This is a genomic window from Ferrimonas balearica (assembly GCF_019802085.1).
Taxonomy (GTDB): domain Bacteria; phylum Pseudomonadota; class Gammaproteobacteria; order Enterobacterales; family Shewanellaceae; genus Ferrimonas; species Ferrimonas balearica_B.
On sequence record NZ_JAHVHV010000005.1, the window covers coordinates 158,467 to 185,125 of the forward strand.

Annotated in this window: 22 protein-coding genes and 1 riboswitch; of the genes, 12 read left to right on the forward strand and 10 right to left on the reverse strand. The window is 66.0% G+C overall.

Annotated features, from left to right (window positions below; translation table 11 throughout):
• Positions 1-79: 79 nt before the first annotated feature.
• From sucA to KUV81_RS17515, 9 genes are all read left to right on the forward strand, one after another.
• On the forward strand, positions 80-2,887 hold the full coding sequence (sucA, locus tag KUV81_RS17475; RefSeq protein ID WP_222545173.1) for a 2-oxoglutarate dehydrogenase E1 component: 2,808 nt from the start codon (positions 80-82) through the stop codon (positions 2,885-2,887).
• A gap of 24 nt (positions 2,888-2,911) precedes the next feature.
• Complete coding sequence (gene odhB, locus KUV81_RS17480) at positions 2,912-4,111, forward strand: 2-oxoglutarate dehydrogenase complex dihydrolipoyllysine-residue succinyltransferase (protein WP_222545174.1); 1,200 nt, start codon at positions 2,912-2,914, stop codon at positions 4,109-4,111.
• A 90-nt stretch (positions 4,112-4,201) separates the two neighbouring features.
• A complete protein-coding gene (gene sucC, locus KUV81_RS17485) occupies positions 4,202-5,368 on the forward strand; it encodes an ADP-forming succinate--CoA ligase subunit beta (RefSeq protein ID WP_222545175.1) in 1,167 nt (388 codons plus the stop codon).
• The gene (gene sucD / locus KUV81_RS17490; RefSeq protein WP_222545176.1) at positions 5,368-6,240 is read left to right on the forward strand and encodes a succinate--CoA ligase subunit alpha; all 873 of its coding nucleotides are present in this window, start codon (positions 5,368-5,370) and stop codon (positions 6,238-6,240) included. The genes sucC and sucD overlap by 1 nt, the downstream gene beginning before the upstream one ends.
• 238 nt (positions 6,241-6,478) lie before the next feature.
• Positions 6,479-7,318, forward strand: a complete 840-nt coding sequence (locus KUV81_RS17495; protein WP_222545177.1) for an isopenicillin N synthase family dioxygenase — start codon at positions 6,479-6,481, stop codon at positions 7,316-7,318.
• 133 nt (positions 7,319-7,451) lie between these two features.
• Positions 7,452-7,549, forward strand: a riboswitch (cyclic di-GMP riboswitch).
• A 103-nt stretch (positions 7,550-7,652) separates the two neighbouring features.
• Positions 7,653-8,351 carry an AAA family ATPase gene (locus tag KUV81_RS17500; protein ID WP_222545178.1) on the forward strand — a complete coding sequence of 233 codons (699 nt, stop codon included), beginning with the start codon at positions 7,653-7,655 and terminating at the stop codon, positions 8,349-8,351.
• Positions 8,308-8,619, forward strand: coding sequence for a ribbon-helix-helix domain-containing protein (locus KUV81_RS17505; protein ID WP_222545179.1), 312 nt, complete (start codon positions 8,308-8,310; stop codon positions 8,617-8,619). The genes KUV81_RS17500 and KUV81_RS17505 overlap by 44 nt, the downstream gene beginning before the upstream one ends.
• Positions 8,620-8,765: 146 nt before the next feature.
• Positions 8,766-9,683: a DUF368 domain-containing protein gene (locus tag KUV81_RS17510; RefSeq protein ID WP_222545180.1), complete on the forward strand. Its 918-nt coding sequence runs from the start codon at positions 8,766-8,768 to the stop codon at positions 9,681-9,683.
• A gap of 407 nt (positions 9,684-10,090) precedes the next feature.
• On the forward strand, positions 10,091-11,596 hold the full coding sequence (locus tag KUV81_RS17515) for a DUF3360 family protein (RefSeq protein ID WP_222545181.1): 1,506 nt from the start codon (positions 10,091-10,093) through the stop codon (positions 11,594-11,596).
• Positions 11,597-11,659: 63 nt separating this feature from the next.
• Here the strand turns inward: KUV81_RS17515 and KUV81_RS17520 are convergent, their stop codons facing one another.
• Positions 11,660-12,157, reverse strand: coding sequence for a glycine cleavage system protein R (locus tag KUV81_RS17520; RefSeq protein ID WP_222545182.1), 498 nt, complete (start codon positions 12,155-12,157; stop codon positions 11,660-11,662).
• A gap of 140 nt (positions 12,158-12,297) precedes the next feature.
• On the opposite strand from KUV81_RS17520, the gene KUV81_RS17525 reads away from it, so the two are divergent.
• Complete coding sequence (locus KUV81_RS17525) at positions 12,298-12,897, forward strand: DUF938 domain-containing protein (protein ID WP_222545183.1); 600 nt, start codon at positions 12,298-12,300, stop codon at positions 12,895-12,897.
• Here KUV81_RS17525 and KUV81_RS17530 read toward each other — a convergent pair.
• Both KUV81_RS17530 and KUV81_RS17535 read right to left on the reverse strand, forming a co-directional pair.
• Entirely contained in the window at positions 12,884-14,029 is a 1,146-nt protein-coding gene (locus KUV81_RS17530) for a GNAT family N-acetyltransferase (protein WP_222545184.1), read from the reverse strand. The genes KUV81_RS17525 and KUV81_RS17530 overlap by 14 nt on opposite strands.
• Before the next feature lie 10 nt (positions 14,030-14,039).
• Complete coding sequence (locus KUV81_RS17535) at positions 14,040-15,737, reverse strand: DUF885 domain-containing protein (RefSeq protein ID WP_222545185.1); 1,698 nt, start codon at positions 15,735-15,737, stop codon at positions 14,040-14,042.
• Positions 15,738-16,114: 377 nt separating this feature from the next.
• Between KUV81_RS17535 and KUV81_RS17540 the strand changes: the two genes are divergently transcribed.
• Positions 16,115-17,008 (forward strand): aspartoacylase, encoded by an 894-nt coding sequence (locus KUV81_RS17540; RefSeq protein ID WP_222545186.1) that lies wholly within the window; start codon positions 16,115-16,117, stop codon positions 17,006-17,008.
• On the opposite strand, the gene KUV81_RS17545 is transcribed toward KUV81_RS17540, so the two are convergent.
• From KUV81_RS17545 to KUV81_RS17555, 3 genes are all read right to left on the reverse strand, one after another.
• Positions 17,002-17,727 (reverse strand): SGNH/GDSL hydrolase family protein, encoded by a 726-nt coding sequence (locus KUV81_RS17545; protein WP_222545187.1) that lies wholly within the window; start codon positions 17,725-17,727, stop codon positions 17,002-17,004. The two genes, KUV81_RS17540 and KUV81_RS17545, sit on opposite strands and share 7 nt — an antisense overlap.
• A gap of 135 nt (positions 17,728-17,862) precedes the next feature.
• Positions 17,863-19,254 (reverse strand): DEAD/DEAH box helicase, encoded by a 1,392-nt coding sequence (locus KUV81_RS17550; protein WP_222545188.1) that lies wholly within the window; start codon positions 19,252-19,254, stop codon positions 17,863-17,865.
• Positions 19,255-19,353: 99 nt separating this feature from the next.
• Positions 19,354-20,283, reverse strand: coding sequence for a hypothetical protein (locus KUV81_RS17555; protein WP_222545189.1), 930 nt, complete (start codon positions 20,281-20,283; stop codon positions 19,354-19,356).
• 119 nt (positions 20,284-20,402) lie between these two features.
• Between KUV81_RS17555 and KUV81_RS17560 the strand changes: the two genes are divergently transcribed.
• Entirely contained in the window at positions 20,403-20,924 is a 522-nt protein-coding gene (locus tag KUV81_RS17560) for a lipocalin family protein (RefSeq protein ID WP_222545190.1), read from the forward strand.
• On the opposite strand, the gene KUV81_RS17565 is transcribed toward KUV81_RS17560, so the two are convergent.
• The 4 genes from KUV81_RS17565 to KUV81_RS17580 all read right to left on the reverse strand — a co-directional run bounded on the left by KUV81_RS17565 (position 20,908) and on the right by KUV81_RS17580 (position 26,535).
• On the reverse strand, positions 20,908-21,846 hold the full coding sequence (locus KUV81_RS17565) for a phospholipase A (protein WP_222545191.1): 939 nt from the start codon (positions 21,844-21,846) through the stop codon (positions 20,908-20,910). The genes KUV81_RS17560 and KUV81_RS17565 overlap by 17 nt on opposite strands.
• 72 nt (positions 21,847-21,918) lie before the next feature.
• Positions 21,919-23,472, reverse strand: a complete 1,554-nt coding sequence (locus KUV81_RS17570) for an FGGY-family carbohydrate kinase (protein WP_222545192.1) — start codon at positions 23,470-23,472, stop codon at positions 21,919-21,921.
• Entirely contained in the window at positions 23,462-24,955 is a 1,494-nt protein-coding gene (locus KUV81_RS17575) for a glycerol-3-phosphate dehydrogenase/oxidase (protein ID WP_222545193.1), read from the reverse strand. Before KUV81_RS17575 ends, KUV81_RS17570 begins: the two co-directional genes overlap by 11 nt.
• Positions 24,943-26,535 carry an FAD-binding oxidoreductase gene (locus KUV81_RS17580; protein ID WP_222545194.1) on the reverse strand — a complete coding sequence of 531 codons (1,593 nt, stop codon included), beginning with the start codon at positions 26,533-26,535 and terminating at the stop codon, positions 24,943-24,945. The genes KUV81_RS17575 and KUV81_RS17580 overlap by 13 nt, the downstream gene beginning before the upstream one ends.
• Positions 26,536-26,659 lie beyond the last annotated feature (124 nt).

Genomic DNA, 26,659 nt, shown 5'->3' on the forward strand with positions numbered 1-26,659 from the left:
AAGGTCGTGGCTTTTTTGTATATTGCTCAGCGAATTAAAACGATAATCATCTGAGCCGGTAATACCCAGAGGAAAAGAGATGCAACAGGGTTCCCTCAAGGCCTGGCTGGCGTCCTCCCACTTAGCGGGGGCCAACGCCGCCTATATCGAAGAGCTGTACGAGGCCTATCTGGACGATCCCAGTGCGGTGGCTGATCAGTGGCAGGCGATCTTCGCCGAGCTGCCCAGCAACGGTGCCGGACCGGACGTGGCCCACTCCCGGATCCGGGAGTATTTCCGCGCCACCGCGCTGGACAGCAACCGCTCCAAAACCACCACCGTCGACCCGGAAGTCACCGAGAAGCAGGTGCGGGTTCTCCAGATGATCAACGCCTACCGGTTCCGGGGTCACCAGAACGCCAACCTGGACCCCCTGGGTCTGTGGCAGCGGGATCCGGTGGCGGAGCTGGATCCGGCCCACCACGGCCTGACCCAGGAGGACCTGGGGCGCGAGTTCAACACCGGTTCCTACGCCTACGGCAACGGCACCATGAACCTGGGCAAGCTGGTGGAATCCCTCAAGGCCACCTACTGCGGCCCCATCGGCGCCGAGTACATGCACATCACCTCCACCGAGGAGAAGCGCTGGCTTCAGCAGCGTCTCGAGCCAGTGCTGGGCAAGACCCATTTCGACGGGGAAGCCAAGAAGCGGATCCTGGCCGGCCTGAACGCCGCCGAGGGTCTGGAGAAGTACCTGGGGGCCAAGTTCCCCGGTGCCAAGCGCTTCTCCCTCGAAGGCGGCGACGCCATGATCCCCATGATGCGTGAGCTCATCTACCGCGCTGGGGAGCAGGGCGGCAAGGAAGTGGTCGTGGGCATGGCCCACCGCGGTCGCCTCAACATGCTGGTCAACATCCTGGGTAAGAAGCCCGGTGACCTGTTCGACGAGTTTGCCGGCAAGCACGACGAAGCACTGGGCAGCGGTGACGTGAAGTACCACCAGGGCTTCAGCTCCGATTTCGCCACTCCCGGTGGCAATGTCCACCTGGCGCTGGCCTTCAACCCCTCCCACCTGGAGATCGTCTCCCCGGTGGTGATGGGCTCCGTGCGCGCCCGGATGGACCGCCGCGGCTGTGAAACCGGCAAGATGGTGATGCCCATCACCATCCACGGCGACTCCGCCATCACCGGTCAGGGCATCGTCCAGGAAACCTTCAACATGTCCCAGACCCGGGGCTTCAAGGTGGGCGGCGCCATCCGCATTGTGGTCAACAACCAGGTGGGCTTCACCACCTCTAATCCGGAAGACACCCGCTCCACCGAGTACTGCACCGACATCGCCAAGATGGTGCAGGCGCCGGTGCTCCATGTGAACGCCGATGACCCGGAAGCGGTGGCCTTCGTGGCCCAGCTGGCGGTGGATTTCCGTTACGAGTTCGGCCGCGATGTGGTGATCGACCTCATCTGCTACCGCCGTCACGGCCACAACGAAGCGGACGAGCCCAACGCGACTCAGCCGCTGATGTACCAGAAGATCAAGAAGCACCCCACGCCGCGCAAGATCTACGCCGATCGCCTGATCGAGCAGCAGGTGATGAGCGCCGAGGAGGTGACCGAGCAGATCAACACCTACCGCGAGCAGCTCGACCAGGGCGAGTGCGTGGTGCCCGAGTGGCGCACCATGGCAGAACACTCTGTGGACTGGACCCCCTACCTGGGCCACGACTGGGACGTGGCCTGGGAGAGCCAGGTGGGCACCCCCAAGCTGCAGAGCCTGGCCAAGGCGATCTGCGAAGTGCCGGAAGCGCACAAGCTGCAATCCCGGGTGGCCAAGATCTACAAGGACCGCGAAGCCATGGCCGCCGGCGACAAGCCGCTGGACTGGGGCATGGCCGAGACCCTGGCCTACGCCACCTTGCTGGACCAGGGCTACCGGGTCCGCCTGACCGGTCAGGACTCAGGCCGGGGCACCTTCTTCCACCGCCATGCGGTGCTCCACAACCAGGACAACGCCACCGCCTACATGCCGCTGCGTAACCTGAGCGAGCAGCAGGGCCCCATCGAGATCTTCGACTCGGTGCTGTCCGAGGCCGCGGTGCTGGCCTACGAGTACGGCTACGCCACCGCCGAACCTTCCGGTTTGACCATGTGGGAAGCCCAGTTCGGCGATTTCGCCAACGGCGCCCAGGTCGTGATTGACCAGTTCCTCTCCTCCGGCGAGCAGAAGTGGGGCCGCCTGTGTGGCCTGACCCTGCTGCTGCCCCACGGCTACGAAGGGCAGGGCCCGGAGCACTCCTCCGCCCGCCTCGAGCGCTTCTTGCAGCTGTGTGCCGACCACAACATGCAGGTCTGCGTGCCCTCCACCCCGGCCCAGGTGTACCACATGCTGCGTCGTCAGGTGGTGCGTCCCATGCGTCGCCCGCTGGTGGTGATGAGCCCCAAATCCCTGCTGCGTCATCCCATGGCGATCAGCAGCCTGGAGGAGCTGGCGGAAGGCAACTGGCAGAGCGTCATCGGCGAAGTGGACGAGCTCGACCCGGCCAAGGTGGATCGGGTGGTGTTCTGCTCCGGCAAGGTCTACTTCGAACTGCTGGAGAAGCGCCGTCGCGAAGGCCAGGAAAACGTGGCCCTCATCCGCATCGAACAGCTTTACCCCTTCCCTCACGACGAGATGGCCAAGGTGCTGGAAGCCTACAGCCACGTGACCGATTTCGTCTGGTGTCAGGAAGAGCCGCAGAACCAGGGCGCCTGGTACTGCAGCCAGCACCACTTCTGGCAGGCGATCCCTGCCGGTGCCAGCCTGACCTACGCCGGCCGTGAGGCCTCTGCCGCTCCGGCAGTGGGCTATGTGTCCGTGCACAACAAGCAGCAACAAGCGCTGGTTAATGCCGCGCTGGGCCTCAACTGAACACATAACAAGGATTAGAGATCGATGAGCATCGAAATTAAGGTTCCCGTACTGCCCGAGTCAGTCGCCGATGCCACCATTGCCACCTGGCACGTTCAACCCGGTGAAGCGGTCAGCCGCGATCAGAACCTGGTGGACATTGAAACCGACAAAGTGGTGCTGGAAGTGGTCGCCCCGGAAGACGGGCAGCTGGCTGAGATCCTGCACAACGAAGGCGACACCGTACTGGCCGAGCAGGTGATCGCCCGCTTCGTCGCCGGTGCCAAGGCCGGCCAGGAGGTCTCCAAGGCCGAAGCCGAAGCCGCCCCGGCCGCCGAAGCGGCGGAAGCCGAGGCCGGCAACGACGCCCTGAGCCCCTCCGTTCGCCGCCTGGTGGCCGAGCACAACGTCGATGTGGCCAAGATCACCGGCAGCGGTGTGGGCGGTCGCATCACCAAAGAGGACGTGGAAGCCTTCATCAAGGGCGCTGGCGCGGCCCCGGCAGCGGCCCCCGCAGCCGCCGCTCCGGCTCCGGCTCTGGGGGATCGCTCCGAGAAGCGCGTACCCATGACCCGCCTGCGTAAGCGCATCGCCGAGCGTCTGCTGGAAGCCAAGAACTCCACCGCCATGCTGACCACCTTCAACGAGGTGAACATGGCGCCCATCATGACCCTGCGCAAGCAGTACAAGGACATCTTCGAAGAGCGCCACGGCATCCGCCTGGGCTTCATGTCCTTCTACGTCAAGGCCGTGGTGGAAGCGCTCAAGCGCTACCCCGAGGTGAACGCCTCCATCGACGGTGACGACATCGTCTACCACAACTACTTTGATGTCAGCATCGCCGTCTCCACCCCCCGTGGCCTGGTGACCCCGGTGCTGCGCGACGCCGACAAGCTGTCCGTCGCCGAGATCGAGAAGGGCATCAAGGAGCTGGCGGTCAAGGGCCAGCAGGGCAAGCTGACCGTGGACGAGCTGTCCGGCGGCAACTTCACCATCACCAACGGTGGTGTGTTCGGCTCCCTGATGTCCACCCCCATCATCAACCCGCCGCAAAGCGCCATCCTGGGCATGCACGCCATCAAGGATCGCCCCATGGCGGTCAACGGTGAAGTGGTGGTTCAGCCGATGATGTACCTGGCGCTCTCCTACGATCACCGCATCGTCGACGGCCGCGAGTCCGTGGGCTTTTTGGTGACCATCAAGGAGCTGCTGGAAGATCCGACGCGTCTGCTGCTCGACATCTAAGGTTTTTGCCGGGGAGGCCTCGCCTCCCCAACATCGAGTCCCCAGCCTCCGGGCTTCGGAAGTTATAAGAAGTAATACGGATAAAAGAGTATGAATCTGCACGAATATCAGGCTAAGCAGATCTTCGCCGAGTACGGCCTGCCCGTCTCCGAAGGTTACGCTTGCGACACCCCTCAAGAAGCCGCCGAAGCGGCCAGCAAAATTGGTGGTGACAAGTGGGTGGTGAAATGCCAGGTCCACGCCGGTGGCCGCGGTAAAGCCGGCGGCGTTAAGCTAGCCTCCAGCAAAGAAGAGATCCGCGAGTTCGCCCAGAACTGGCTGGGCAAGAACCTGGTGACCTACCAGACGGACGCCAACGGTCAGCCGGTCACCAAGATCCTGGTGGAGTCCTGCACCGACATCGACCAGGAACTGTACCTGGGCGCCGTGGTGGACCGTGGCACCCAGCGCGTGGTGTTCATGGCCTCCACCGAAGGTGGTGTGGAAATTGAGAAAGTGGCCGAGGAGACCCCGGAGCTGATCCACAAGGCCGCCATCGATCCTCTGGTGGGCCCCCAGGCCTACCAGGGCCGCGAACTGGCCTTCAAACTGGGCCTCAAGGGCGACCAGATCAAGCAGTTCACCAAGATCTTCATGGGCCTGGGCCAGATGTTCCTGGACCTGGACTTCGCGCTGCTGGAGATCAACCCGCTGGTGATCACCGACCAGGGCAACCTCCACTGCCTGGACGGTAAGATCAACATCGACTCCAACGCCCTGTACCGTCAGCCCAAGGTGCGTGAGATGCACGATCCCTCCCAGGAAGATGAGCGTGAAGCCCACGCCGCCCAGTGGGAGCTGAACTACGTGGCCCTGGACGGCAACATCGGCTGCATGGTTAACGGCGCCGGTCTGGCCATGGGCACCATGGACATCGTCAACCTGCACGGTGGCAGCCCGGCCAACTTCCTGGATGTGGGTGGCGGCGCCACCAAAGAGCGCGTGACCGAAGCGTTCAAGATCATCCTCTCCGACAGCAACGTCAAAGCGGTGCTGGTGAACATCTTCGGCGGCATCGTTCGCTGTGACCTCATCGCCGACGGCATCATCGGCGCCGTGGAAGAGGTGGGTGTGAAAGTCCCCGTGGTGGTGCGTCTGGAAGGCAACAACGCCGAACTGGGTGCCCAGAAGCTGGCCGACTCCGGCCTGAACATCATTGCAGCGAACAGCCTGACCGACGCTGCCCAGCAAGTAGTAAAAGCCGCGGAGGCCCAGTAATGAGCGTTCTGATCAACAAAGACACCAAGGTGATCTGCCAGGGCTTCACCGGCGGCCAGGGCACCTTCCACTCCGAACAGGCCATCGCCTACGGCACCCAGATGGTCGGCGGCGTGTCCCCGGGCAAGGGCGGCTCTACCCACCTGGGTCTGCCGGTGTTCAACACCGTGCGTGAAGCGGTCGAAGCCACCGGCGCCACCGCCTCCGTGATCTACGTACCGGCCCCGTTCTGTAAAGACGCCATCCTGGAAGCGATCGACGCTGGCATCGAGCTTATCGTCACCATCACCGAAGGGATCCCGACCCTGGACATGCTGGACGTGAAGGTCAAGCTGGACCAGGCCGGCGTGCGCATGATTGGCCCCAACTGCCCCGGCGTGATCACCCCGGGCGAGTGCAAAATCGGCATCATGCCGGGCCACATCCACCAGCCGGGCAAAGTGGGCATCGTCTCCCGCTCCGGCACCCTGACCTACGAAGCGGTCAAGCAGACCACCGACGAGGGCTTCGGCCAGTCCACCTGTGTGGGCATCGGTGGCGACCCGATCCCGGGCTCCAACTTCATCGACATCCTGGAGATGTTTGAGAAGGATGCGCAGACCGAAGCCATCGTGATGATCGGTGAGATCGGCGGCACCGCCGAAGAGGAAGCCGCGGCCTACATCAAGGCCAACGTGACCAAGCCGGTGGTCTCCTACATCGCGGGTGTGACTGCGCCTCCGGGCAAGCGGATGGGCCATGCCGGCGCCATCATCGCCGGCGGTAAGGGCACCGCGGCCGAGAAGTTCGCCGCCCTGGAGGACGCCGGGGTCAAAACCGTACGCTCCCTGGCCGACATCGGCAAAGCGCTTCGCGAAATCACCGGTTGGTAAGTGATTGATTGAAATAAGGCCCACCCCTCGGTGGGCCTTTTACTGACAAGGAGACAGTCATGCAACGACGCGATTACCTGCTGGTTGCCGGGATCCTGGTGGCCAGCATGGTCACCCTGGTGAGCTGATCCCATCCGGTCGACGGGGCGGCCGCTACGGCGGCACCCACTATTCCTACTACAGCGCCCCGCGACCCCTTTTTCGGGCCCGACCCGACCCGCCCAGAGCGAGAACCCTAATGCAATTGCAAGCCGTTGATTACCGCGCGCCCAACGCCGCCGCGGACTTTGTCGAATCCCTGCGCCAGACCGGTTTCGGAGTGCTGAAAAACCACCCCATCCAGCAGTCCCTGGTGGACCGCATCTACACCGACTGGCAGGGCTTTTTCGACAGCGAGGAGAAGCAGCAATACCACTTTAATAAGGACACCCAGGACGGGTTTTTCCCCGCCTCGGTGTCCGAGGTGGCCAAGGGCCACAGCGTCAAGGACATCAAGGAGTACTTCCATTACTACTCCTGGGGCCAGTGCCCCGAGCGCCACAAGGACGCCCTGGCGCAGTACTACGCCCAGGCCACGGATCTCGCCGCCGAACTGCTCGGCTGGGTGCAGCAGCACGGCCCCGCTGAGGTGGCCGAGGGCTACGCCGAGCCTCTGCCCAAGATGATCGACGGCAGCGACAAGTCCCTGCTTCGGGTGCTGCACTACCCGCCGCTCAAAGGGGATGAAACCCCCGGGGCGATCCGTGCCGCGGCCCACGAGGACATCAACCTGCTGACCATCCTGCCGGCGGCCAATGCCAAGGGGCTGCAGGTGCAGCTCAAGGACGGCCGCTGGCTGGATGTGCCCTGCGATTTTGGCCACCTCATCGTCAACATCGGCGACATGCTGCAGGAGGCCTCTGGCGGTTACTTCCCCTCCACCACCCATCGGGTGGTCAACCCCGAGGGAGAGGCGATGAACCAGTCTCGCATCTCTTTGCCGCTGTTTCTCCACCCTCGGCCGGATGTGGTGCTCTCTGAGCGACACACCGCCCACAGCTACTTGATGGAAAGGCTAAAAGAGCTTGGCGTGATTTAAATTGTCGGGGCCCATCGGGCCCCGTTTTTATTGCGCAGGAACAAGTAAAGCGGGTATCGGGCGAAAAAAGTGGGCCTGATCGACGTTGGTTAAAATGACATCAGCTAGATGATTGGCTATGCTGGGTTTTGCACGACGAAAAAGGCAAACTTGGCGAAAGCCAGGGACGCAAAGCTTCCGGTCTAAGGTGTCGGACTCAGGTCCAGAACTATTGATAGCGGGGCTGCCGGGTTGCGCAGTATCTCCCTTCCTTAGGTGAATCAACCTCTCTTTTTCTCGGCGGGCGGCAGGGCCCTCCGGCCTTGCCACGGACGAACCTGGTGAGGAACCCCACATGATCATTTTGGTTGGCGGCGAGAAAGGCGGCAGCGGTAAGAGCTGCCTGGCCCAGAACATCGCGGTGTACCTGCGTACCGAGGACGAGGCCAATGTCCTGGTGGTGGACTGCGATCCCCAGCGCACCACCTCGGACTGGATCCAAGAGCGCAGCAGCAACCCCAAGCTGCCGCACATCAACTGCATCCAACTCTACGGCAAAATTCGCAACGAACTGCTGAGCCTGCGTGAGCGCTACGACTACGTGGTGATCGACTGCGGCGGTCAGGACAACCTGGCGCTGCGCTCCTCCATGTCGGTGGCGGATCACGTGCTGGTGCCCCTGCGGCCCAAGCGGCGGGATCTGAAGACGGTGGAGCACATGGAGGACATCGTGGCCACCTGTCAGATGGTCAATCCGACCATGAACATGGCCTTTGTCATCACCCAGTGTCCCTCCTTACCCTCCCTGGCGCCCCGAATTCTGGAAGCCAAGGAGGTGTGCCGCTCCTACGACCTGCCGGTGCTGGATGCGGTCACCTTCAGCCGCAACATGTACGACGACAGCGAGGAGTCCGGCATGTCGGTGATGGAGTCGGAACCGGACGGCAAATGCGCCGCCGAGATCCGCAACATCATCCACGAACTGCTTTGCCGGGGCCAGGGAGCCAACTATGAGCTTACTCAACTTGAAACGCACCTCGCCGTTGGACAGTAAGCCCGACTGCGATGTGGACGCCTTCATCAACGGGGCGGTGGCCTACGGGGCGGGCCAGAGCACGGTGGTGGCGCTGCACGGCGGGCAGGGCGGCCGGGTGCGACGCTGCAAGCGGGCCACCTTCACCCTGAGCGAGGAAGCGATAGAGCGCCTCGCCCTGCTGTCCCGGCGCACCGGGATCCCCAAGTCCAGGCTCATTCGCATCTGGCTGGACCAGGTGGACTGGAACCGCGACCTGGAACGGCTTATCGCCAGCCCGGTGCCCTGAACCGGGCGGCACCTCTCTCCCTAAACCTCTGGGGCCTTGCGGCCCCCTTTTTGCGTGGGGCAGAAAAATGGCCGGATCCACGCTCAATTCACACCAAAGGGGATATAATCCCGCCATCGGTTTAGCCCAAGGATCATTGGGAGTTTATGAGTTTCGATCTTCGTACCTTTTTCAAAGGCATGGCCATGGGGGCTGCGGACGTGGTGCCCGGCGTTTCCGGGGGCACCATCGCCTTTATCAGTGGCATCTATGACCGCCTGCTGGAGAGCATCCGCCGGGTCAACCCCAGCCTGATTGGCCGCTGGCGCCAGCAGGGGCTGAAAGCGGCCTGGGCCCACATCGACGGCACCTTCCTGGTCACCCTGCTGGCAGGGATCCTCACCAGCATCCTGACCCTGGCCCGGGTGATCACCTACCTGCAGGAACACCACCCGGTGCCCCTGTGGAGCTTCTTCTTTGGCCTTATCCTCATCTCCCTGGTGCACATCGGCCGGGCCATCGAGGGCCACGGGCTGGGCACGGCGCTGGCGGCGGCGGTCGGTTTCGGGTTTGCCTATCTGATTACGGTGGCCAATCCGCTGGCCCTGGAGGCCACTTACCTGAACTTCCTGTTCGGCGGCATGCTGGCGATCTGCGCCATGATCCTGCCGGGGATCTCCGGCTCCTTCATCTTGCTGCTGCTGGGGCTCTATGGCCCGGTGCTGGCGGCGGTCAAGGGGCTGGATCTGACGGTGATCGCCATCTTCGCCTGTGGCTGTGTGCTGGGGCTGCTCACCTTCTCCCATCTGCTGAGCTTCCTGCTGCGCCGCTTTCACGGCCTCACCCTGGCCTTTCTCTGTGGCCTGATGCTGGGCACCCTCAACAAGGTGTGGCCCTGGAAGGAGGTGCTCAGTTGGCGCACCAACTCCAGCGGCGAGCGGGTGCCCCTGCTGGAGCAGGCGGTCTCCCCCTGGCAGTTTGAGCTGCTGACCGGGGCCAGCGCCCAACTGCCCCTGGCGCTGCTGTGTGCCGTGGCCGGCGTGGCCCTGGTGCTGGGACTGGAGCGTTTCGCCGCCCAGCGCTGAACCCGGTTACCCCGCGATTGCCAGGGCGCCTTATGGGCGCCCTGGCTTTTTGGTCTTACCAAAACTGCCCCTGTCCGTTACTTGCACCGCCGACTGGGCCAAACCCTCGTTTTCGCACTTTTTCCTGGCGACGAAAAAAACGCTCTTTCCTATCGGTGAATAGTCGCGCATTTTGACCCAAATCAAGGAACAGAAGTCACACTCATGCAGCAGGGGGTTAAAAAATCCGCATCAACAAAAGCCCACTGGTAAATTGGTAAGACTTAGGATGTGGATCACGGTATCTGGCTCAAATGCGTTCAGAATATCGCGCAACGCTATACTGTGATGGAATTTGGTTATCGGCTTTCGAACCGGATCTCATCTGTTGTCCATCAAACCCCTTGTATTGAGGAGTGGTTGTTGCCATGCAAGAGCAGACAACAAAACCCGAAGAGAAGTCCTACCGGGAGCTGCACCGCCCGGCCAGTGAGTTCGACTCCCGATCCGACTACCTGGATCACGAACTGCAAATCATGAAGCCGCGCCGCTGGGGCCTGAACCTGCCCGGTCGCGATTTCCGTTTCGAATGGGAAGATCTGGTGCCCGCCCTGGCCGGTACCATCGGCATCATCGCCATGTACTCTGCCGTGGGCATGTCCTGGGCCGAGGGGCTGTCCCAAGCCTGGGATCACGTTGACCTGGGCCGCGAGTTCGCCATCGAGGTGGCCCGGGTGGAGATGCTGATCCCCGCGCTGCTGTTCTGCATCCTGGCCTCCGGGTTCTTGAACCCCCGCGCCAACCTGGCCGGCAACCACGGCCCCATGATCCCGCTTATCGGCGCCATCGCCCTGGCCGGCGCCCACCCGCTGGCCCTGGCCATCCTGCTGGGGGTGTTCGGTTTGCTGCTCAGTGCCTTCAAGGGGGGCTCGAGGCTGGTGAACCTCACCGGCGAGGGGGTGGCCGGGGGCCTTCTGGTGTTCCTCGGCTTTACCGGCGCCATGAGCCAGATTGGCGACATCCAGCGCTGGGCCACCGGCATCGAGATGGGCCACGTGGGCCTGATTGTGCTGGCGGTGACCATTGTCCTCTACGCCTTCCTGGCCAAGGTGGGCAAGCGCTGGCTGGCGATCCCCGCCTGTGCCTTTACCGGCCTGGCTACGGCGCTGCTGCTCGGTGCCGGCTTTGACCTGACCTTCACCACCGAGACCGGGCTGCCCAACCTGAACCCCGTCTACTGGTGGGGCTCCACCGAGCAGGGCTGGATGCTGGGCCTGCCCAACCTGGAGCACTTTATCGCCTCGCTGCCCTTCGCCATCCTGGCGGTGGCCATGTGGTCGCCGGATTTCCTCGGCCACCGCATCTTCCAGGAGCTCAACTACCCCCGGGGTACCGACAAGGTGCTGATGGACGTGGACGACACCATGACCACCTGCTCCGTACGCCAGATGGTGGGCACCTCCTTGGGTGGCTGTAACATCACCTCCTCCTGGGGCACCTACATGATCCCGGCGGCCATCGCCAAGCGGCCCATCCCCGCCGGCGCCATCGTGCTGGGCACCCTGTGCATCATCGTCGCCTACCTGGGCTTCCCCATGGACGTGGCGGTGTGGCCGCCGGTGATGCGCATCGCGCTGCTGGTGGGCGTGTTCCTGCCGCTGCTGGAAGCGGGCATGCAGATGATCAAGGACACCAAGGACTCCCAGGCGGCGGGGATCTGCGTCTTCGCTGCGGCGGTGACCAACCCGGTGCTGGCCTGGGCCCTGACCATGTTGCTGGACAACAACGGCCTGATTGGCGACAAGGAGCGCCCCAAGCGCCTCTCCAAGCTGGACCGTCTGATCATCCCAGGCTCCGTACTGCTGATCTGTCTGGCCGCCATGCTGGCGGTGGGCATGCTGGAGCCCCAGTACGGGATTCCGGCCCTGCTGTAACGGCCCGGATGGAAACAAAAAGCGCGCCCAAGGGCGCGCTTTTTTGTGTGTGTCGGTCGGGAGTCAGAGCCGCTGCACCATCAGGTGACTGTGCAATCCCTCCAACTCCATCACCACCAGATCCGGATCCAGCTCCGCGGGCACGCTCAGGGCCAGCTCGGCGGTGAACAGGGTGCCGCCCTCGGCGCTGGCCACCCGGTGGCACTCCATCTGCTCGACGTTGATGCCGTGGCTGGTCAGCGCCGAGGTGATGTCGTTGATGAGCCCGGGCTGGTCCTTGGCGTCGATCTGCAGCGCCAGGGTGCGGTCCGGTGCCGACCACTCCGGATGGCAGTCGTGGATCTGCAGGTGCATCCGCGGGGTCTCCATCAGGGCTTCCTGCAACTGCTGCTGCTGGGACTTGGGCACCTCCACCTTGATGATGGCGGCAAACTGCCCCTCCAGGTTGATCATGCGGCTGTTCAACCACTTGCCCTGGTGCTGGTGGGTGAGGGCCGCCAATTGATTGAGCATGCCGGGGCGATCCGGCCCCATCACGGTCATCAGGAATAGTGCGGTCATGGCCAGGCTCCTTGCTAAGTTGGGGTCGCTTTTCAAGTGTAAACCAGACGCTTAGTCCCGGCCTGATCCCGATCAAAGGGGTCATGACGCCCGCGGGGGAATGCAGTAGGCTGGGATCGAGTCGACAGCCTGAGGCCACCATGACGAAACCCTTTTCCCAGGCGTGCGAGAACAACCGCGCGCCCATATTGAGCGTGCTCAAAGCGGCCTTTGCCGACACCCGCCGGGTGCTGGAGATCGGCAGCGGCACCGGCCAGCACGGGGTGCACTTTGCTCCCCAATTGGACCAGTTGATCTGGCAGATGAGTGACCGGGCGGAGAATCTGCCGGGCATCGAGCAGTGGCGCCGGGAGTGCGGGGTGAGTAACCTGCCGCCGGCCATCGAACTGGACGTCACCCGGGCCTGGCCCGCGATGGCGGTGGACGGGGTGTTCTCCGCCAACACCGCCCACATCATGGCCTGGCCGGTGGTGGAGGCGATGATGGCGGGAATTGGCCAGGTGTTGCGACCCGGGGGGTGCTTCTGTCTCTATGGCCCCTTCCATTACGGCGGTCAGCCCACCAGCGCCTCCAATGCCCGTTTCGACGCTTACCTTCGTTCCGAGGCCCCCCAGATGGGGATCCGCGACATCGAGGCGGTGACGGCCCTGGCCCGGGCCCAGGGCATGACGTTGGAGGCGGACCACCCTATGCCCGCCAACAATCGTCTGTTGCAGTGGCGCCGGCTCAGTCTGTCTTGAAGGGCAGGCGGCTTCGCGCCTCGGCGTGGTAGGGGGCCAGCGCCGCCCACTCGTCGCGACAGAAGCGGTGGATGGCGGGGGCGAACTCGGGATGACTCACCTGACCGCAGCCGTAGGTGAACACCGGCTCGAAGCCGCGGGCCAGCTTGTGCTCCCCCTGCACCCCGGGATCGAAGCGGGCCAGGCGGTGGCGCAGGCAGTACTCGATCCCCTGGTAGTAACACAGCTCGAAGTGCAGGCCATGGATCTCCTCCAGGGCCCCCCAGTAGCGGCCATAGAGGGTGTCGCCCGCCTTGAGGTAGAGCGCCGAGGCCACCACGGCGTCGCCGCGCCGGGCCACCATCATGACCAGGTGGGGCGTCAGGTGCTGGGCCAGGGCGGTGAAGAACGCCTCGGTCAGGTAACCACCCTGGCCGGTGCGCTTGAGATAGGTGTGGTGGTAGCAAAGATAGAACCGGCGCCACAGTTCGGGGGGGATCTCGGCGCCCTCGAGCACCTCGACGGTGACCCCCGCCTGGCGCACCCGCTCCCGCTCCTTGCGCACCATCTTGCGTTTGCGCGCCTTGAAGCGGGCCAGGTAGGCCGCCATGTCGGCATCGCCGCGGTTGATCCACTGGAAGTGCACATCCCGACGCCGATACCACCCCTGTTCGGTCATGGCATTGGCCTGCTCGGCGGGACAGAACAGCCACTGCACTCCGGAGGCGCCCAACCGCGCGCACTCCCCCTCCAGATGCACTGCCATCGACGCCATGATGGCCCCCTCATCTTCGTCGGGGGCCACCCCCAGTCGGGGGCCGCTCACCGGGGTGTAGGGCACGGCACTGACCAGCTTGGGGTAGTAGGCCAGGCCATGGCTCTGGTAGGCCCGGGCCCAGGACCAGTCGAACAGGTACTCGCCGTAGGAGTGCTGTTTGAGGTACAGCGGCAGGGCCGCCACCAGATGCTCGCCCCGGTACACCAGCTGGTGGTGGGGGTGCCAGCCGCTGCGGCCCCCAACGCAACCGGTGGCCTCCAGGGTGTGCAAAAAGCGGTGGCCGGTGAACAGGCCGCCGCCCAGCAGGGGATCCCACTGGGCGGGCGCAATATCCGCAAGGGTGCTCAGGGTGCGGTGGCGCAGGGGCTCGGCCATGGGGTGTGGGTCAGATCAGCCCCAGGTGGGCAAAGCGCTCCCGCACCATGGCCACCGGCAGGTTGCCGCTTTCCAGGAAGTGACGGTGGAAGGCGCGGTCCCGGGCCCGGGGATCCGGCTGCTGCTCGGCCTGGGCGGCGTCGAAGTCCCGTTTCAGGCCCCACACCAGGTGGTTGCCCACCAGGTAGCTCAAGGGGTAACCCCGCTCCTGGGAGTACCAGTTCAGCTCCCCCTCGACCCGCTCGTCGGTAAAGCCGGTGACCGCCTTGAGCAGCCGACCAGCGTTGACGAAGGGATCCTCGCTGTCCAGGGTCAGCGGGTAGCCAATCTCCAGGTAGTCGGCGTTGCCGGTCATAAAGTAGAGATCGATGGCGACCCGGGCGCTGATGCGGCTGAGATCCAGCTTGGCGATAAAGCGGGCCTCGTCGGTCAGCTCCCCCATGTAGCCCAGATCCAGCATGTAATCCTCCAGCATGGTGGCCCAGCCCTCCGCCAGCTCTATGGCGGGAAAGGCCCGGCGCACCATAGTGGGGTGCAGGGCGGCGGTGGCCAGCTGCAGGTGATGGCCGGGGATCCCCTCGTGCATCATCATTACCGGGATCCCCAGCTCCGTGTGTTCATCCAGCAGCGCCTCGGAGAGGGTGAGGTAGACCTGGCTGGTCTTGGTCCCCTCCGCCAGGGCCGCCGGCTGCATCATGGCGCCGGCGGGGATCATCGGGGCCATAAAGGCTGGGGTCTGCATGATGGTCATCGACTGGGCCTCGGGCAGCACAAAGAGATCGTGCTGGCGAACGAAGGCTTCAATCTTCTCCGCCTCCCGGTGGTAGCGGTCAATCACCGAGGCCAGTTGGCCCCCCTCCAGCGGCACCGCGTAGCGGCGATGGAGAAAGGCTTGCAGCTCAGCCACCGTGGTGTCCGCACCCAACTGGTAGCGCTGCACCAGCGCCCGGTGCAGACTGGCGATCTGGCCCTGGGTGCGGCTGACGAACTGCCGGGTCACCTGGTGGATCTCATCCAGGCTTAAGCGGACGCCGTTCAGGGCCACCAGGCGCTGGGCCCGCTCCAGGCCGATGGCGAAGCGCTCGGAGCTTGGCAGGGCCTCAAGCGCCTCGGCGTAATGTGCCATGGCCTTGTTGGCCTGGGCGATGGCCTCGGTCAGGCTGTCCAGGGCCGGGTAATCCGCCTGCACCGCCCAGTGCCGGATGCTGTCAAACAGCTCCGGCAGCCCCGCCAGGGTCTCGATGTCGATCTGCACCCAGCGGGCCAAAGGCACCGTCAGCTGGGCCAGGTGGCCGTGCAGGTACTCGGGCACCTGCTTGATCCGGCCCAGGATGTCGTCCAGGCGCTCGCTGTCGGCCCGGTTATCCCGGGTCACCAGCAAAAAGATCCCGGCACTGATGGTCTCCCCCGCCTTGGGCAGCCGCTGGCGATGGGTGTGGCCATCCACGTCGAGGGTGCCCTCGAAGCGCACCCGCTGGGCCCACAGCCGCATCAGTTGGCGGTCCTGCTCCTGGTCGAAGCTGAGCGCACCACAGGCGTCCGCCGCGTCCAGCACCGCCTGGGCCTTGGCCATCCACTGCTGATGGCTGGCCTCGCTGGGGTCCGGCAGGCGGTCCCGCTGCTGGGCCAGCCCCAGCTCGATGCAGGCGTTGGGGCAGTGGCTGATGAAGGCCAGGAAGGCCCGGTTCAGGTCGGCTAAGGGGTCCATCTGGGGTCGTGCTCCGATGACAAGGGGGGAAGGGCGATGGTGGCACAGCCCGGGTCCGGGGAGCAACCGAACCGGGCCAGTGGATCCCACTGCGTACCCGGCCTGGCCCTGTCTTGTGGTGGTGGTGAAAAAAGCACCAGGGCGCGGTGCCCATGGCGGTGGGTTTTGTTCAGGTTACCCACAGACTTAGTCCCAGAAATTGTGGATAATCAGCCAGTAACGTGGGAGTGAGCCGGGAATGTCGCCAGTGGATCCTGCTGAAAACCCGGCCCGTTACGGTGTGGAATAGGGGGCGGTAAAGGGCCTGCGGGCCCTGTACAGCAAGTGAATGAATAGACATAATTTGCGTTTAACTATGCAGCAATGAGGAGGCGGCTTTGAGCCAGAGTGTGGCGATCGTGGGGGGCACCCACGGCAATGAATTTTCCGGACTGACCCTGATCCGAGAGTGGGAGAAACGCCCGGAAACCCTGGCTCGGCCCGGACTGGCGGTGCGCACCCTTTGGGCCAACCCCCAGGCCCACCAGGCCAATAAGCGCTACCTGGACGCGGATCTCAATCGCCAGTTCGAGCCGGCCCTGCTGGCGGACCCGGAACTGACCAACTACGAACAGAGCCGGGCCAAGGTGATCAACGCCCAGCTGGGCCCCAAGGGCCAGAGCCAGACCGATCTGGTGATCGATTTGCACAACACCACCAGCAACATGGGGCCAACCCTCATCCTCATCGATAACGGCTTGTGGGAGCGTCAACTGGCGGCCTTCGTCAAGGCGCGGATGCCCGAGGCGGTGATCCTGCTGGAGGACGCCAAGTCCCCCGCCGAGTGGGGCTACCTGTGCTCCGTGGGCAAACGGGGGGTGATGGTGGAGGTGGGGCCCCAGTCCCAGTCGGTGCTGCGGGACGATGTCCTGGAGCAGATGGCCACCCTGACCCAGCTGATCCTCGACTTTGCCAGTCTGGCCGCCACCGAACAGCTGCCGGCGCTGGCCCAGTCGGTGGAGGCGTTTCGCTACCTGGAGACCCTCTACCTGCCGGTGGACGAGGCCGGTGAGCGCACCGCGGTGGTCCATCGCCAGCTGGAGCAGAACGATTTTGCGCCGCTCAAGCCCGGCGATCCCATCTTCCGTCACTTCGACGGCACCCTGGTGCACTACCAGGGGGAGGAGGTGGTCTATCCCCACTTCATCAACGAGGCCGCCTACTACGACAGCAACGCGGCCTTCTCTCTGGCCCAGAAGATCCAGCTGTCGGTGGCCGACGGCGGTTACTGAGCCGGGGGCAGAGCCTCTTGGTGGGCGCGGATCCGCGCCGCGGCCAACTCGGCCCAGTGTCGATGGGTGGGCTCACCGGGGTGGAATCGGTCCGGAGCCAGGTGCTCCAGGGAGAGGGTGTGGCCCCGGGTCAGATCCAGCAGCCCCAGACCGGGCTGGTCGGCGACCCACTGGCCCAGCAGGCGGTTGAAGTGATCGGCCCGGCGGCCCAAATGGGCGCTTAAGGGCCAGGGCAGGTCGGGAAAACGGGCCAGGGGCGGCAACTGGGTCAGCAGCAGCAGGCCCGGGGCAAAGCGTTCGCTCAGGGTCTCGACCAGCGCCTGGGTCTCCCTGAGCCAACGCGCAGCGCTGGTGGCGGAGAGCGCGTCGTTGACTCCCAGGGAGATCAGCACCACGTCAAAGCGGGGGGCGTCGATGGCGCTCAGCAACTGCTGGGCGTCCTTGGTGGTCAAGCCGCTGCGGGCGTGCAGTTGCCACTGCAGCCCGAACTGGGCTTTGAGCTGCTGAGCCAACTGGCCGGAGAGGGCCTGGGTCTGGTGCTCGATGCCCACCCCCGCCGCCGCTGAGTCTCCCAGGATCAGCAGCGACAGGGGCGCTCCGGAGCCCAGCTGGCCCAGCCGAGGGCCCGGGGCTTCCGGCAGCTTTGGGGTGCGAAACCGCACCCACTGGCCCTGGGCCAGCAGTATGGGGGAGAGCACAACAGTCCAAAGATCCAGCATCGTCCTTTGCCATCCTGGTGGGCGTTCTGTGACGCCGTTGTGAGTGAAAGGTTGCGGGCTCAGCATGCCGTCCTGGCGTGCCGCTGGCAAGGGGGGCTGAACAAAAAAACGCCAGGCACTAGCCTGGCGTTTTTGTTATCCGCGCTGGGGGGCGCGGCGGCGACCTTGGCCGCTGGATTGGCCTCGTTCGGCCTGGTCCGAGCGCCCCGGACGACGGCGGCGCTGGGGCTTGGGCCGATTGTGCCCTTCACCGTGGCTCTTGTCGTGGTCCCGACGGGCCTGGGGCTTGTCGGCGGCCTTGGCGGGAGCGGATTGGCCGTCACCGCTGCGGCTTTTCGGCTTCTTGGGCTTTTTCGCCTTCAGCGGGCGCAGGGGCTTGGAGTCCGGCAGCGGCAGCTTGGGCTCGAAATCGGACAGGGGCACCCGCTCCAGGTGGGTCTGGATCAGCTGCTCGATGTCGTTAAGCAGCTTGAACTCCTCCTCGCACACCAAAGAGATCGCCTGACCCTCGGCGCCAGCCCGGCCGGTGCGGCCGATGCGGTGAACGTAATCTTCCGCCACCTGGGGCAGGTCGAAGTTGACTACCTGGGGCAGCTGCTGGATGTCCAGGCCCCGGGCGGCGATGTCAGTGGCCACCAGGGCCTGGACGCTGCCGTCCTTGAACCCGGCCAGGGCCCGGGTGCGGGCGCCTTGGCTCTTGTTGCCGTGGATCGCAGCGGCCTGGATCCCGTCCCGCTCCAGCTTCTGGGCCAGGCGGTTAGCGCCGTGCTTGGTGCGGGTGAAGATCAGCACCTGCTGCCAGTTGTTGTCGCGGATAAGCCGGGACACCACCTTGGGCTTGGCGCTTTTGTCCACCGGGTGCAGACGCTGGCTGACGGTGCGGGCGGTGCTGTTGCGGGGGCTGACGTCCACCTCCACCGGCTGGCTCAGCAGGCCCCGGGCCAGATCGCGGATCTCACCGGAGAAGGTGGCGGAGAACAGCAGGTTCTGGCGCTTGGCGGGCAGCAGGGCCAGGATTTTGCGGATGTCGCGGATAAAGCCCATGTCCAGCATGCGGTCCGCTTCGTCCAGCACCAGCAGCTCCAGATCGTCGAAGCGCACGGCGTTCTGGCCGTACAGGTCCAACAGCCGGCCGGGGGTGGCCACCAGCACATCGGCGCCGCGGCGCAGGGCCTGGAGCTGAGGGTTGATGCTGACGCCGCCGAACACCACCACCGAATTCAGGGGCAGGTTCTTGCCGTAAGCCTCCACCGACTCGGCCACCTGGGCCGCCAGTTCACGGGTGGGGGTAAGCACCAGGGCCCGGGCCCGGTTGCTGCGGGCCCGACGACCCTGCATCAGGTTCTGCAGCATCGGCAGGGTGAACCCGGCGGTTTTGCCGGTGCCGGTCTGGGCGGCGGCCATCACGTCCCGGCCCTCCAGGATGGCGGGGATCGCCTGGGCCTGGATGGGGGAGGGGGACTGGTAGCCTTTCTCGGCAACGGCGTGGGCCAGTTCTTGGGACAGGCCCAGGGAAGCAAAGGGCATAGCGTTCGACTCTTTGGGTGGGTGAGCCCAGCGAAGCGCGGATGCGGGCCCGAAAGGCGCGTAGCATAGCGCAAAACCCGCGCCTTGGCAGCTTTGATGTCAGGGCATGGGGTGCTCCGCGGTAAACAGCGCCTGGCGTCGCGCCGGGTAGGGGGGCGCCGGGTCCAGGCGCAGGCCGCTGCCCTGGCGGGTCAATCCCAGCCAGCGGTAGCTGGCATCCAGGTCGGGAAAGGCGCGGTCGTCGATGATCGCCCGGTAGTGCTGCTCAAACAAAGTGCCGCCGGCGAGGCGGTCGAAGGTGGCGATCAGCGCCTGGGCGTCCCAGTGGCGCCGGGTGTTGCGGCAGCAGTCAACAAAGCGGGCCAGCACCTGGTCCAGGCTGTGGGGGGCCTGGTCGCGCTGGCGCAGGGCGAGATCCACCGCCAGGAAGTAGGCCGCACCGCTCCAGTAGACCCGCATGTAGCTGCCGGTGCGCCACATGGCGGGGCTGAGCTCCCGCAAGCTGCGGTCCTTGCGCTGGGCATCGCGCTGACCGCGGCGAAAGCCGGCGTCCAGCTCCTCCAGGGCCCGCCCGGGGCTGACCACCCCCACCCGGCCCCGCAACAGGTTCTGGTAGTAGCTGGCCAACCCCTCGGAAAACCAGATGTCCTCGTGGCCGGGGTAGGGGATCAGCAGGTGGCTGAATTCGTGCAGGGCGGTCCAGTCCTGCCAGTAGTCCGCCGGGTCGTAGCCGGGGGTGATGTAGAAGTGGATCCCCTCCACCTGGCCCCGCTGTACCCGGGCCCAGGGCACCGGCCCCCCACCGGGACCGGTGGGGGAGACCCGGATCCGGGCCCGGGGAATGGGAAACTCACCGGTAACCGTCGACAGGGCGTTGGCGGAGCGCTCCACCCAGTCGGTGAGGGCGTCGCGCTCGGCGGCGCTGATCTCGCCGCTGATGCGGATCTCCAGGGGGCCGGACTCGGCCCAAACGACGCTGCCGGCAACGAGCAGCAGGGCCGGCAGCGCGGCCCTCAGGGCATCGACCATCGCCCCCTCCTCAATGAACGTGAACCTGCCTCAAGTGTGGCAGACCCGGCGGGCCTTGCCGGGGTGATCCTGGCCGATGCCGGACCCGTATCTTTGGGGGTAACGGCAGAGGAGGGTCTATGGCCAAATGTGTGGGAGTCCTGGTGCTTATCTGGGCACTGGTGGGGTGCAGTGGCCTGCCCGAGGGGGCCAAGGCGGTGGAACCTTTTGAGCTGGAGCGCTACCTGGGCACCTGGCACGAGCTGGCCCGGCTGCCTAACCGTTTCGAGAAGGATCTGGTGCGGGTTACCGCCGAGTACAGCCTGAGGGAGGACGGCGGGGTGCGGGTGCTCAACCGTGGGTTCAACACCCGCTATCGCCAGTGGGAGGAGGCGGAGGGTCGGGCTTACCGGGTTGATCCCAGTGCCGCCATGCTCAAGGTCTCCTTCTTTGGCCCCTTCTACGGCGCCTACAACGTGATCTGGCTGTCGGAGGAGTACGATCTCTCCCTGGTGGCCAGCCACGACCTGGATTACCTCTGGTTGTTGGCCCGGGAGCCCAACGTGGAACCCGAGCGGCTCAGGGCCCCGCTTAAGCTGGCCGAGGGGCTGGGGTTTGCCACCGAGCAGCTGGAGTGGGTGATGCCTACAGCCAGGGAGTGAACTCGAAGCCGAGGCTCACCCGCTCGCTCTTGACGTTGTAGTCGATAAGACTCTCGCCGTAGCCGTAATAGATCTGGACGTAGCCGCGCAGCTTGGCGAACAGCGGCAGACTCCAGCCCGCCTCCACGCCGCCCTTGCCGGTGGCCAGGTTGCCCCGTAGGCGCAGGCTCAGGTTGCGCTCATCCCTTTTGTAGAGCATCAACAGCTCCCCATGGCCCATAAAGTCGGTGATGTCCGGGTTGTCGTCGCCGCGGGGATCGTCCGGTGAACTCTTGGGATCCTCCTTGAGTCGGTGCCAGGCCTGGGCGCCGAAGGTCCAGGCGCCGTTGCTGACCGCGCCGCCACCGATGATCCGGTTCCAGCTGCGGGATTGGGTGCCGCTTTGGCCGTTGGACTGGTGGTTGAACGCCAGGCTCAGGGCCTCCACTTTCCACTCCCCCCACTGCCAGTTCGGGCGGTGGAAGTAGATGAGTTCCGGCATGTGGTTGGTTTCCCGGAAGGGGGCCGAGGCGTCCTTGTTGTAGGCCTGCCACCAGCTCTGGTTGGTGTAGGCGACGTAGAAGCGGCCCTGGCCGGAGAACCACTCCGGAGTCACCGGCACCTTGACGCTGAGCTGGAACTTCACCTCCCAGTTGTCCATCGCCTCCGGGGCGTACTCCCAGCCCGCCTCGTTGGGCCGTCGGTTGTAGCTGGCGGGCAGGATGTAGTTGTTGTGGTGGGCATTGAGGACAAAGCGCTCCTCGGCGGCCGCCATCTCGGCGTCGATCCGTTCGGACGCGGCACTGTCGTCGTCATCGGCCTCAAGGTTGCAGTGGGCACGGATCTGCCCCAGGGTGGTGTCCTCGGCGCCGTGGCGCAGCTGTTCTTCGACGCAGGGGTTGGCGCTGGCCGCGGCCAATAACATCCATGTGGTTAGGCTCATTGCAGTACCGCAAAGGGATTGAAAAGGCAGGTGAGTTTACTCTGCCAGCGGCCACCGGCAGAGTAAAGCCGCTCATCCGGCCGGGTAGCCGGTCAGACGGCGGATCTCCCGGTAGAGGGGGGCCAGCTGGGGATAGAGCCGCCGGTACACCCTCTGGTAGAGCGCCTGGTAGAGCGCATGGTGTTGTGGGTTGGGCTCGAAACGCTGGCCGACCCGCACCATCGCTTGCTGCGCCTGGGCAAAGTCCGGGTACCAGCCCAGCCCCACGGCGGCGCAGATGGCGGCCCCCAGGCCCGAGGTCTCAAAGGTATGGGGCCGCTCCGCCGGCAGGCCGAAGAGATCGGCGGTCAGCTGCATGGCGGCGCAGGATTGGGAGCCGCCCCCGGAGATCCGAAGCACCTGGGTGCGGGCGCCGGTGGCCCGCTCGATGCTGTCCAGCCCCTCCTTAAGGCCGTAGGCCAGCCCCTCGATCAATGCCCGATAGAGGTGGGCCCGGGTGTGCACATCGCCAAAGCCGATGATGCTGCCCTTGGCCTCGGGGCTGGCCAGGTCCGCCCCCCAGTAGGGTTGCAGCATCAGCCCCATGGCCCCGGGGGGCACCTCGGTCACCAGCTGGTCGAACAGCGCCTCCACCGGCTCGCCGCTCTCCCGGGCCAGCAGCTGCTCCAGCTGGCCGAACTGCTCCTTGAACCAGCTCACCATCCAGAAGCCGCGAAACAGCATCTTCTCGTTGAGAAACACCCCGGGCTCGCAGGCCGGGTAAGCGGGGATGAGGGGCACCACCTCGCGGTAGCGGCGGGCCGCCAGGTTAACCGTGGCGGTGGTGCCGAAACTGAGGCTGGCCACCCCCTCCTGGTGTCCCCCGCTGCCCAGCACCTCGCAGGTCTTGTCGCCGCCGGCGGCGAACAGGGGCAACTCGGCGGCCAGGCCCAGCTCGCTGGCGGCTTCGGCGGTCAGCCGGCCCAGGCGCTCGCCGGGGGCCTTCAGCGGGCACATCTGCTCCGGGGTGACCCCCAGGGCCGCCCAGCGCCAGTTACGCCTGTGATGCCAGCGGTGGCGCCGGTAATCGAAGGGCAGGTAACCCACCTGGGCGGCGGTGCTGTCGCACAAGGTGCCGATCAGGCGCCCGGTGAGGTAGGCGGAGAGGGAGACCAGCTTGTCGCAGCGCCGCCACTGTTCGGGCACCTGCTGGGCCAGGCGATTGGCGGGGGCCCGCTGGCGTACCTTGGTGAGCAGGGGGCCGATTTTGGGCAGCGCCAGCAAGATGCGCCAGGGCTGGGGCAGGAGGGGCAATTCGGTGGCCCGGCGCTGATCCAGCCAGAGGACGGCGGGCCCCAGGGACGTACCTTGCTTATCCAGCGCCACCACCGAGGTGCGCTGGCTGGTCAGACTCAGTGCCGCCACCGAGGCCGGATCGGCGCCCTCGCGCCACAACCCCTGGCAGCAGTGCACCAGGGCGTCCCAGTAACGGCTGACCTCCTGCTCCGCCGCCCCCGGCTCCGGGCTGTGGTAGGGGGGCTCGAAGCGGTACTGCTGCTTGGCCACCAGGTTGCCCTGGCGGTCGAACAGCAGCGCCCGCAGGCTCTGGGTGCCGTTATCGATGGCCAGCAGGTGCTCAGCGCCCATCCTCGGGCCCCTCCATGTGGTAGGCCTGCCACTGCTGCCAATAGTCTTGCCACTGCGCCTGCCAGCGTGCTTCGGACCACTCCAGGGCCGGGGTGCACAGCCGTTGGATCTCCGTCTGGTAGTCCGCCAGGGTCTGGCCCAGCACCCAGCCCAGGCGGGTGCGGCGCAGCAGCAGATCCGACAGTCGGTGGATGGCGCCGTGGCGGGCCCAGTGCACCAGCTCGTGGCGGTGCACCAGGCTGTTGCCGATAAGGTTGCCGTCCAGGTGCGCCTGCTGAGTCAGCACCTGGTCCTCTTGTGGGGCCGGGGCGGGCAGCCGGCCCTGGGCCTGGGCCCGGGCCATCACCTCGTCGGCCATCTCCACGAAGGTGGTGAGCTTGCCGCCGGTGACGCTCACCAGCCCCGGCTCGTCCCAGATCAGGTGCTCCCGGCTGGCGTCCGAGGGGGCCTGGTTCTGACCCTCCCGGGCCAGGATGGGGCGCAGCCCGGACCAGCTGCTGAGGATGGGTGGGACCTGGCTGACCCCCAACAGCGGCAGGATCGCCAGCAGGTAGTCCCGCTCCTGGTCGCTGCAGCGGGCCGGCGCCGCCTTGTCCGCCAGGTGATCCAAGTCCGTGGTGCCCAACACGGTGGTGCCGGCCCAGGGGTAGCAGAACACCACCCGACCGTCCTGGGGATGGAACAGGGTCAGGGCGGCAGGCAGGGGCAGGTCCCGGGCGTCAAACACCAGGTGGGAACCGCGCAGGGGCCTCAGGGTGAGGCCCTCGGGCAGGGGCGTCAGGCCGTCGGCCCAGACCCCGGTGGCGTTGACCACCAGCGTGGCCTTGAGGCGGCAGGGGGTGCCCTGGTGGTCGATCTCCACCCCGGTCACCTGGCCGGACTCGCGCAGCAGACGGCGCACCGGGGTGTAGTGGCACAGGGCCGCGCCCTGGCACACCGCCTCCTCCAGGGTGCGCAGCACCAGCTGACTGTCGTCGCAGACCGCATCGAAGTAGTGGTTGGCGCCCTTGTTGGGGGCCAGGTTGAACCCTGGCAGTCGGGCCGCGAGGGCCTCGGGGCTCAACCAGCGGGGGGTGTGGGCCGGCGCGGCGCCGGAGATCCTATGATAGAGCCAGAGCACCAGGCGCATGGGCCAGGGGCCGGGGCCGCGGCCTTTGTGGTGCACCAGGTAGTAGGGCAGGGGGGTGATGATGTCCGGCCAGCGTTGACGCAGCCGCTCACGGGCCCGGGCCGCCTGTCGGGTCAGTTTGAAGTGGCCCTGGCCCAGGTAGCGCAGGCCGCCGTGCACCATCTTGGAGCTGAAGTTGGAGGTGCCCCCCGCCAGGTCCCCCCGCTCCAGCAGCAGGGTACGGTAGCCCTGCTGGGCCGCCAGGCGGGCCACCCCGGCACCGGTGATCCCCGCGCCGATGACGATAAGATCCCACTGCTGGCCGTCGGCCAGCTGGGCTCGGGTCTGGCAGACCGACTCAGTCAGGCTTCGCATCCGGGCTCCTTGGCCAGCAGGGCCCCGGGGTTGAGCTGCGCCTCGGGGTCGAAGTGACTCAGCACCGCCGCCAGGGTGTCCTGGGCGATGGGCCCCTTCTCCTGGGCCAGGTAGGGGGCGTGGTCCCGCCCCACCCCGTGCTGGTGGCTGATGGTGCCGCCGTGCTCGACGATGGTGGCCGAGGTGGCGTGCTTGAGTCGCTGCCAGCGGGCCAGGGTGTGCTGGGCGTCCTGGCCGCAGGGGAAGAGGTAGGTGGTGTAGAGGCTGGCGCCCTGGCGATAGACATGGCTGATGTGGGTGAAGGCCAGCACCGGCTGGTCCTCGCTGGCCAGGCCGCTGCGCAGGCTGTGCTCCATGGCTCGACGCAGCGGCTCCAGGTTGGCCCAGTCGATGGCGGTCTCCAGGGTGTCCACGCAATAGCCCGCCTGCCACAGGGTGTCGCGCAGGTAGGGGGCCAGGAAGCGTTTGCGCTGCCAGTGGGCCCCCAGGGTGGCGCTGTGCAGCACCGCCCCGTGGCGGTTCAGCGCCCGCTTGATGGCGCGGTAGTCCGCGCCCCCCTCCCACACCAGCATGGCGGGCGCCGTGGCCCCGCGCAGGGCCAGGTAGCGTTCCAGCCAGCGCCGCTTGTTCTCGGGCAGGGCCAGCGCCAGTTGGGTGCGGGTCTCCTCCGGGTGGCTCAGGCGCAGCATGCCCGCCGGCACCCCCGCCTGCACCAGGGCGCGTACCGCCAAGAGGGCCTGGTCCCAGTCCTTCAATATCGATGTGCAGAAGCGCTCGGCCCGGGGCAGGGGACGGACTCGCACCGTCACCTGGGAGAGCACTCCCACCCGCCCTTCGCTGCCGAGGATCAGCTCCCGCCAGTCCGGGCCGGCGGCGGAGGCCGGCTGGGTGGGGAGGCGCCAGCGCCCCTCCAGGGTGTGCAGCACGCCGCCGGCGAACAGCTGCTCGATGCGGCCATAGGTGAGGGATTGCTGTCCGCTGGAGCGGCTGGCCACCCAGCCCCCCAGGGTGGAGAGTTCGAACGACTGGGGGAAGTGGCCCAGGGTGAAGCCCTGGGCGTTGAGCGCCGCCTCCAGGGCCGGGCCGGTCACCCCGGCGCCGAAGGTGGCCAACTGGCTGACCGGGTCCAGGTGCAGCAGGCGGTTCATCCGCGCCAGGGAGAGGGTCAGCACCGGGCGCGGACTGTCCGGGACATTGATGTGGCCGGCCACACTGGTGCCCCCACCATAGGGGATCACCACCAGCCCCTGGGTCCGGGCGGTGTCCAGCAGCGCCCGCAGCTGATCCTCATTGTCCGGCTGGGCCACCGCGTCCGGGTAGTGCCCCAGCTGGCCGGATTTGAGGGCCAGCCAGTCCGGCAGACTCTGGCCCCGTGCGTGGCGCAGGCGCAGCTCCGGGTCCCGGGACCACAGCGGGTTGGGCCCCAGGCGCGACGTCGGCACCCGGGCCAGGGCCTCGGCCAGGGCGGCCTCGCCCAGAGGCACTCCAGGGCCCAGTTGCTCAGCCAGCATCGCCAGGGCGCCGGCGGGCAGCTGCGGGGCCAGGCCCTCACGGCCCCAGGCATTCCAACGTCGTTCCATCTTGTTGTCCCCTAATCACTTTTCTAAAGATAGAGCCTAAACAAGGGCGCCCTCAAGCGCAGCGACCCGTGGGGACAGCCAGGGGACATTTGCGGACAACTTGTCACGTCCTTGTTCCGGGCGG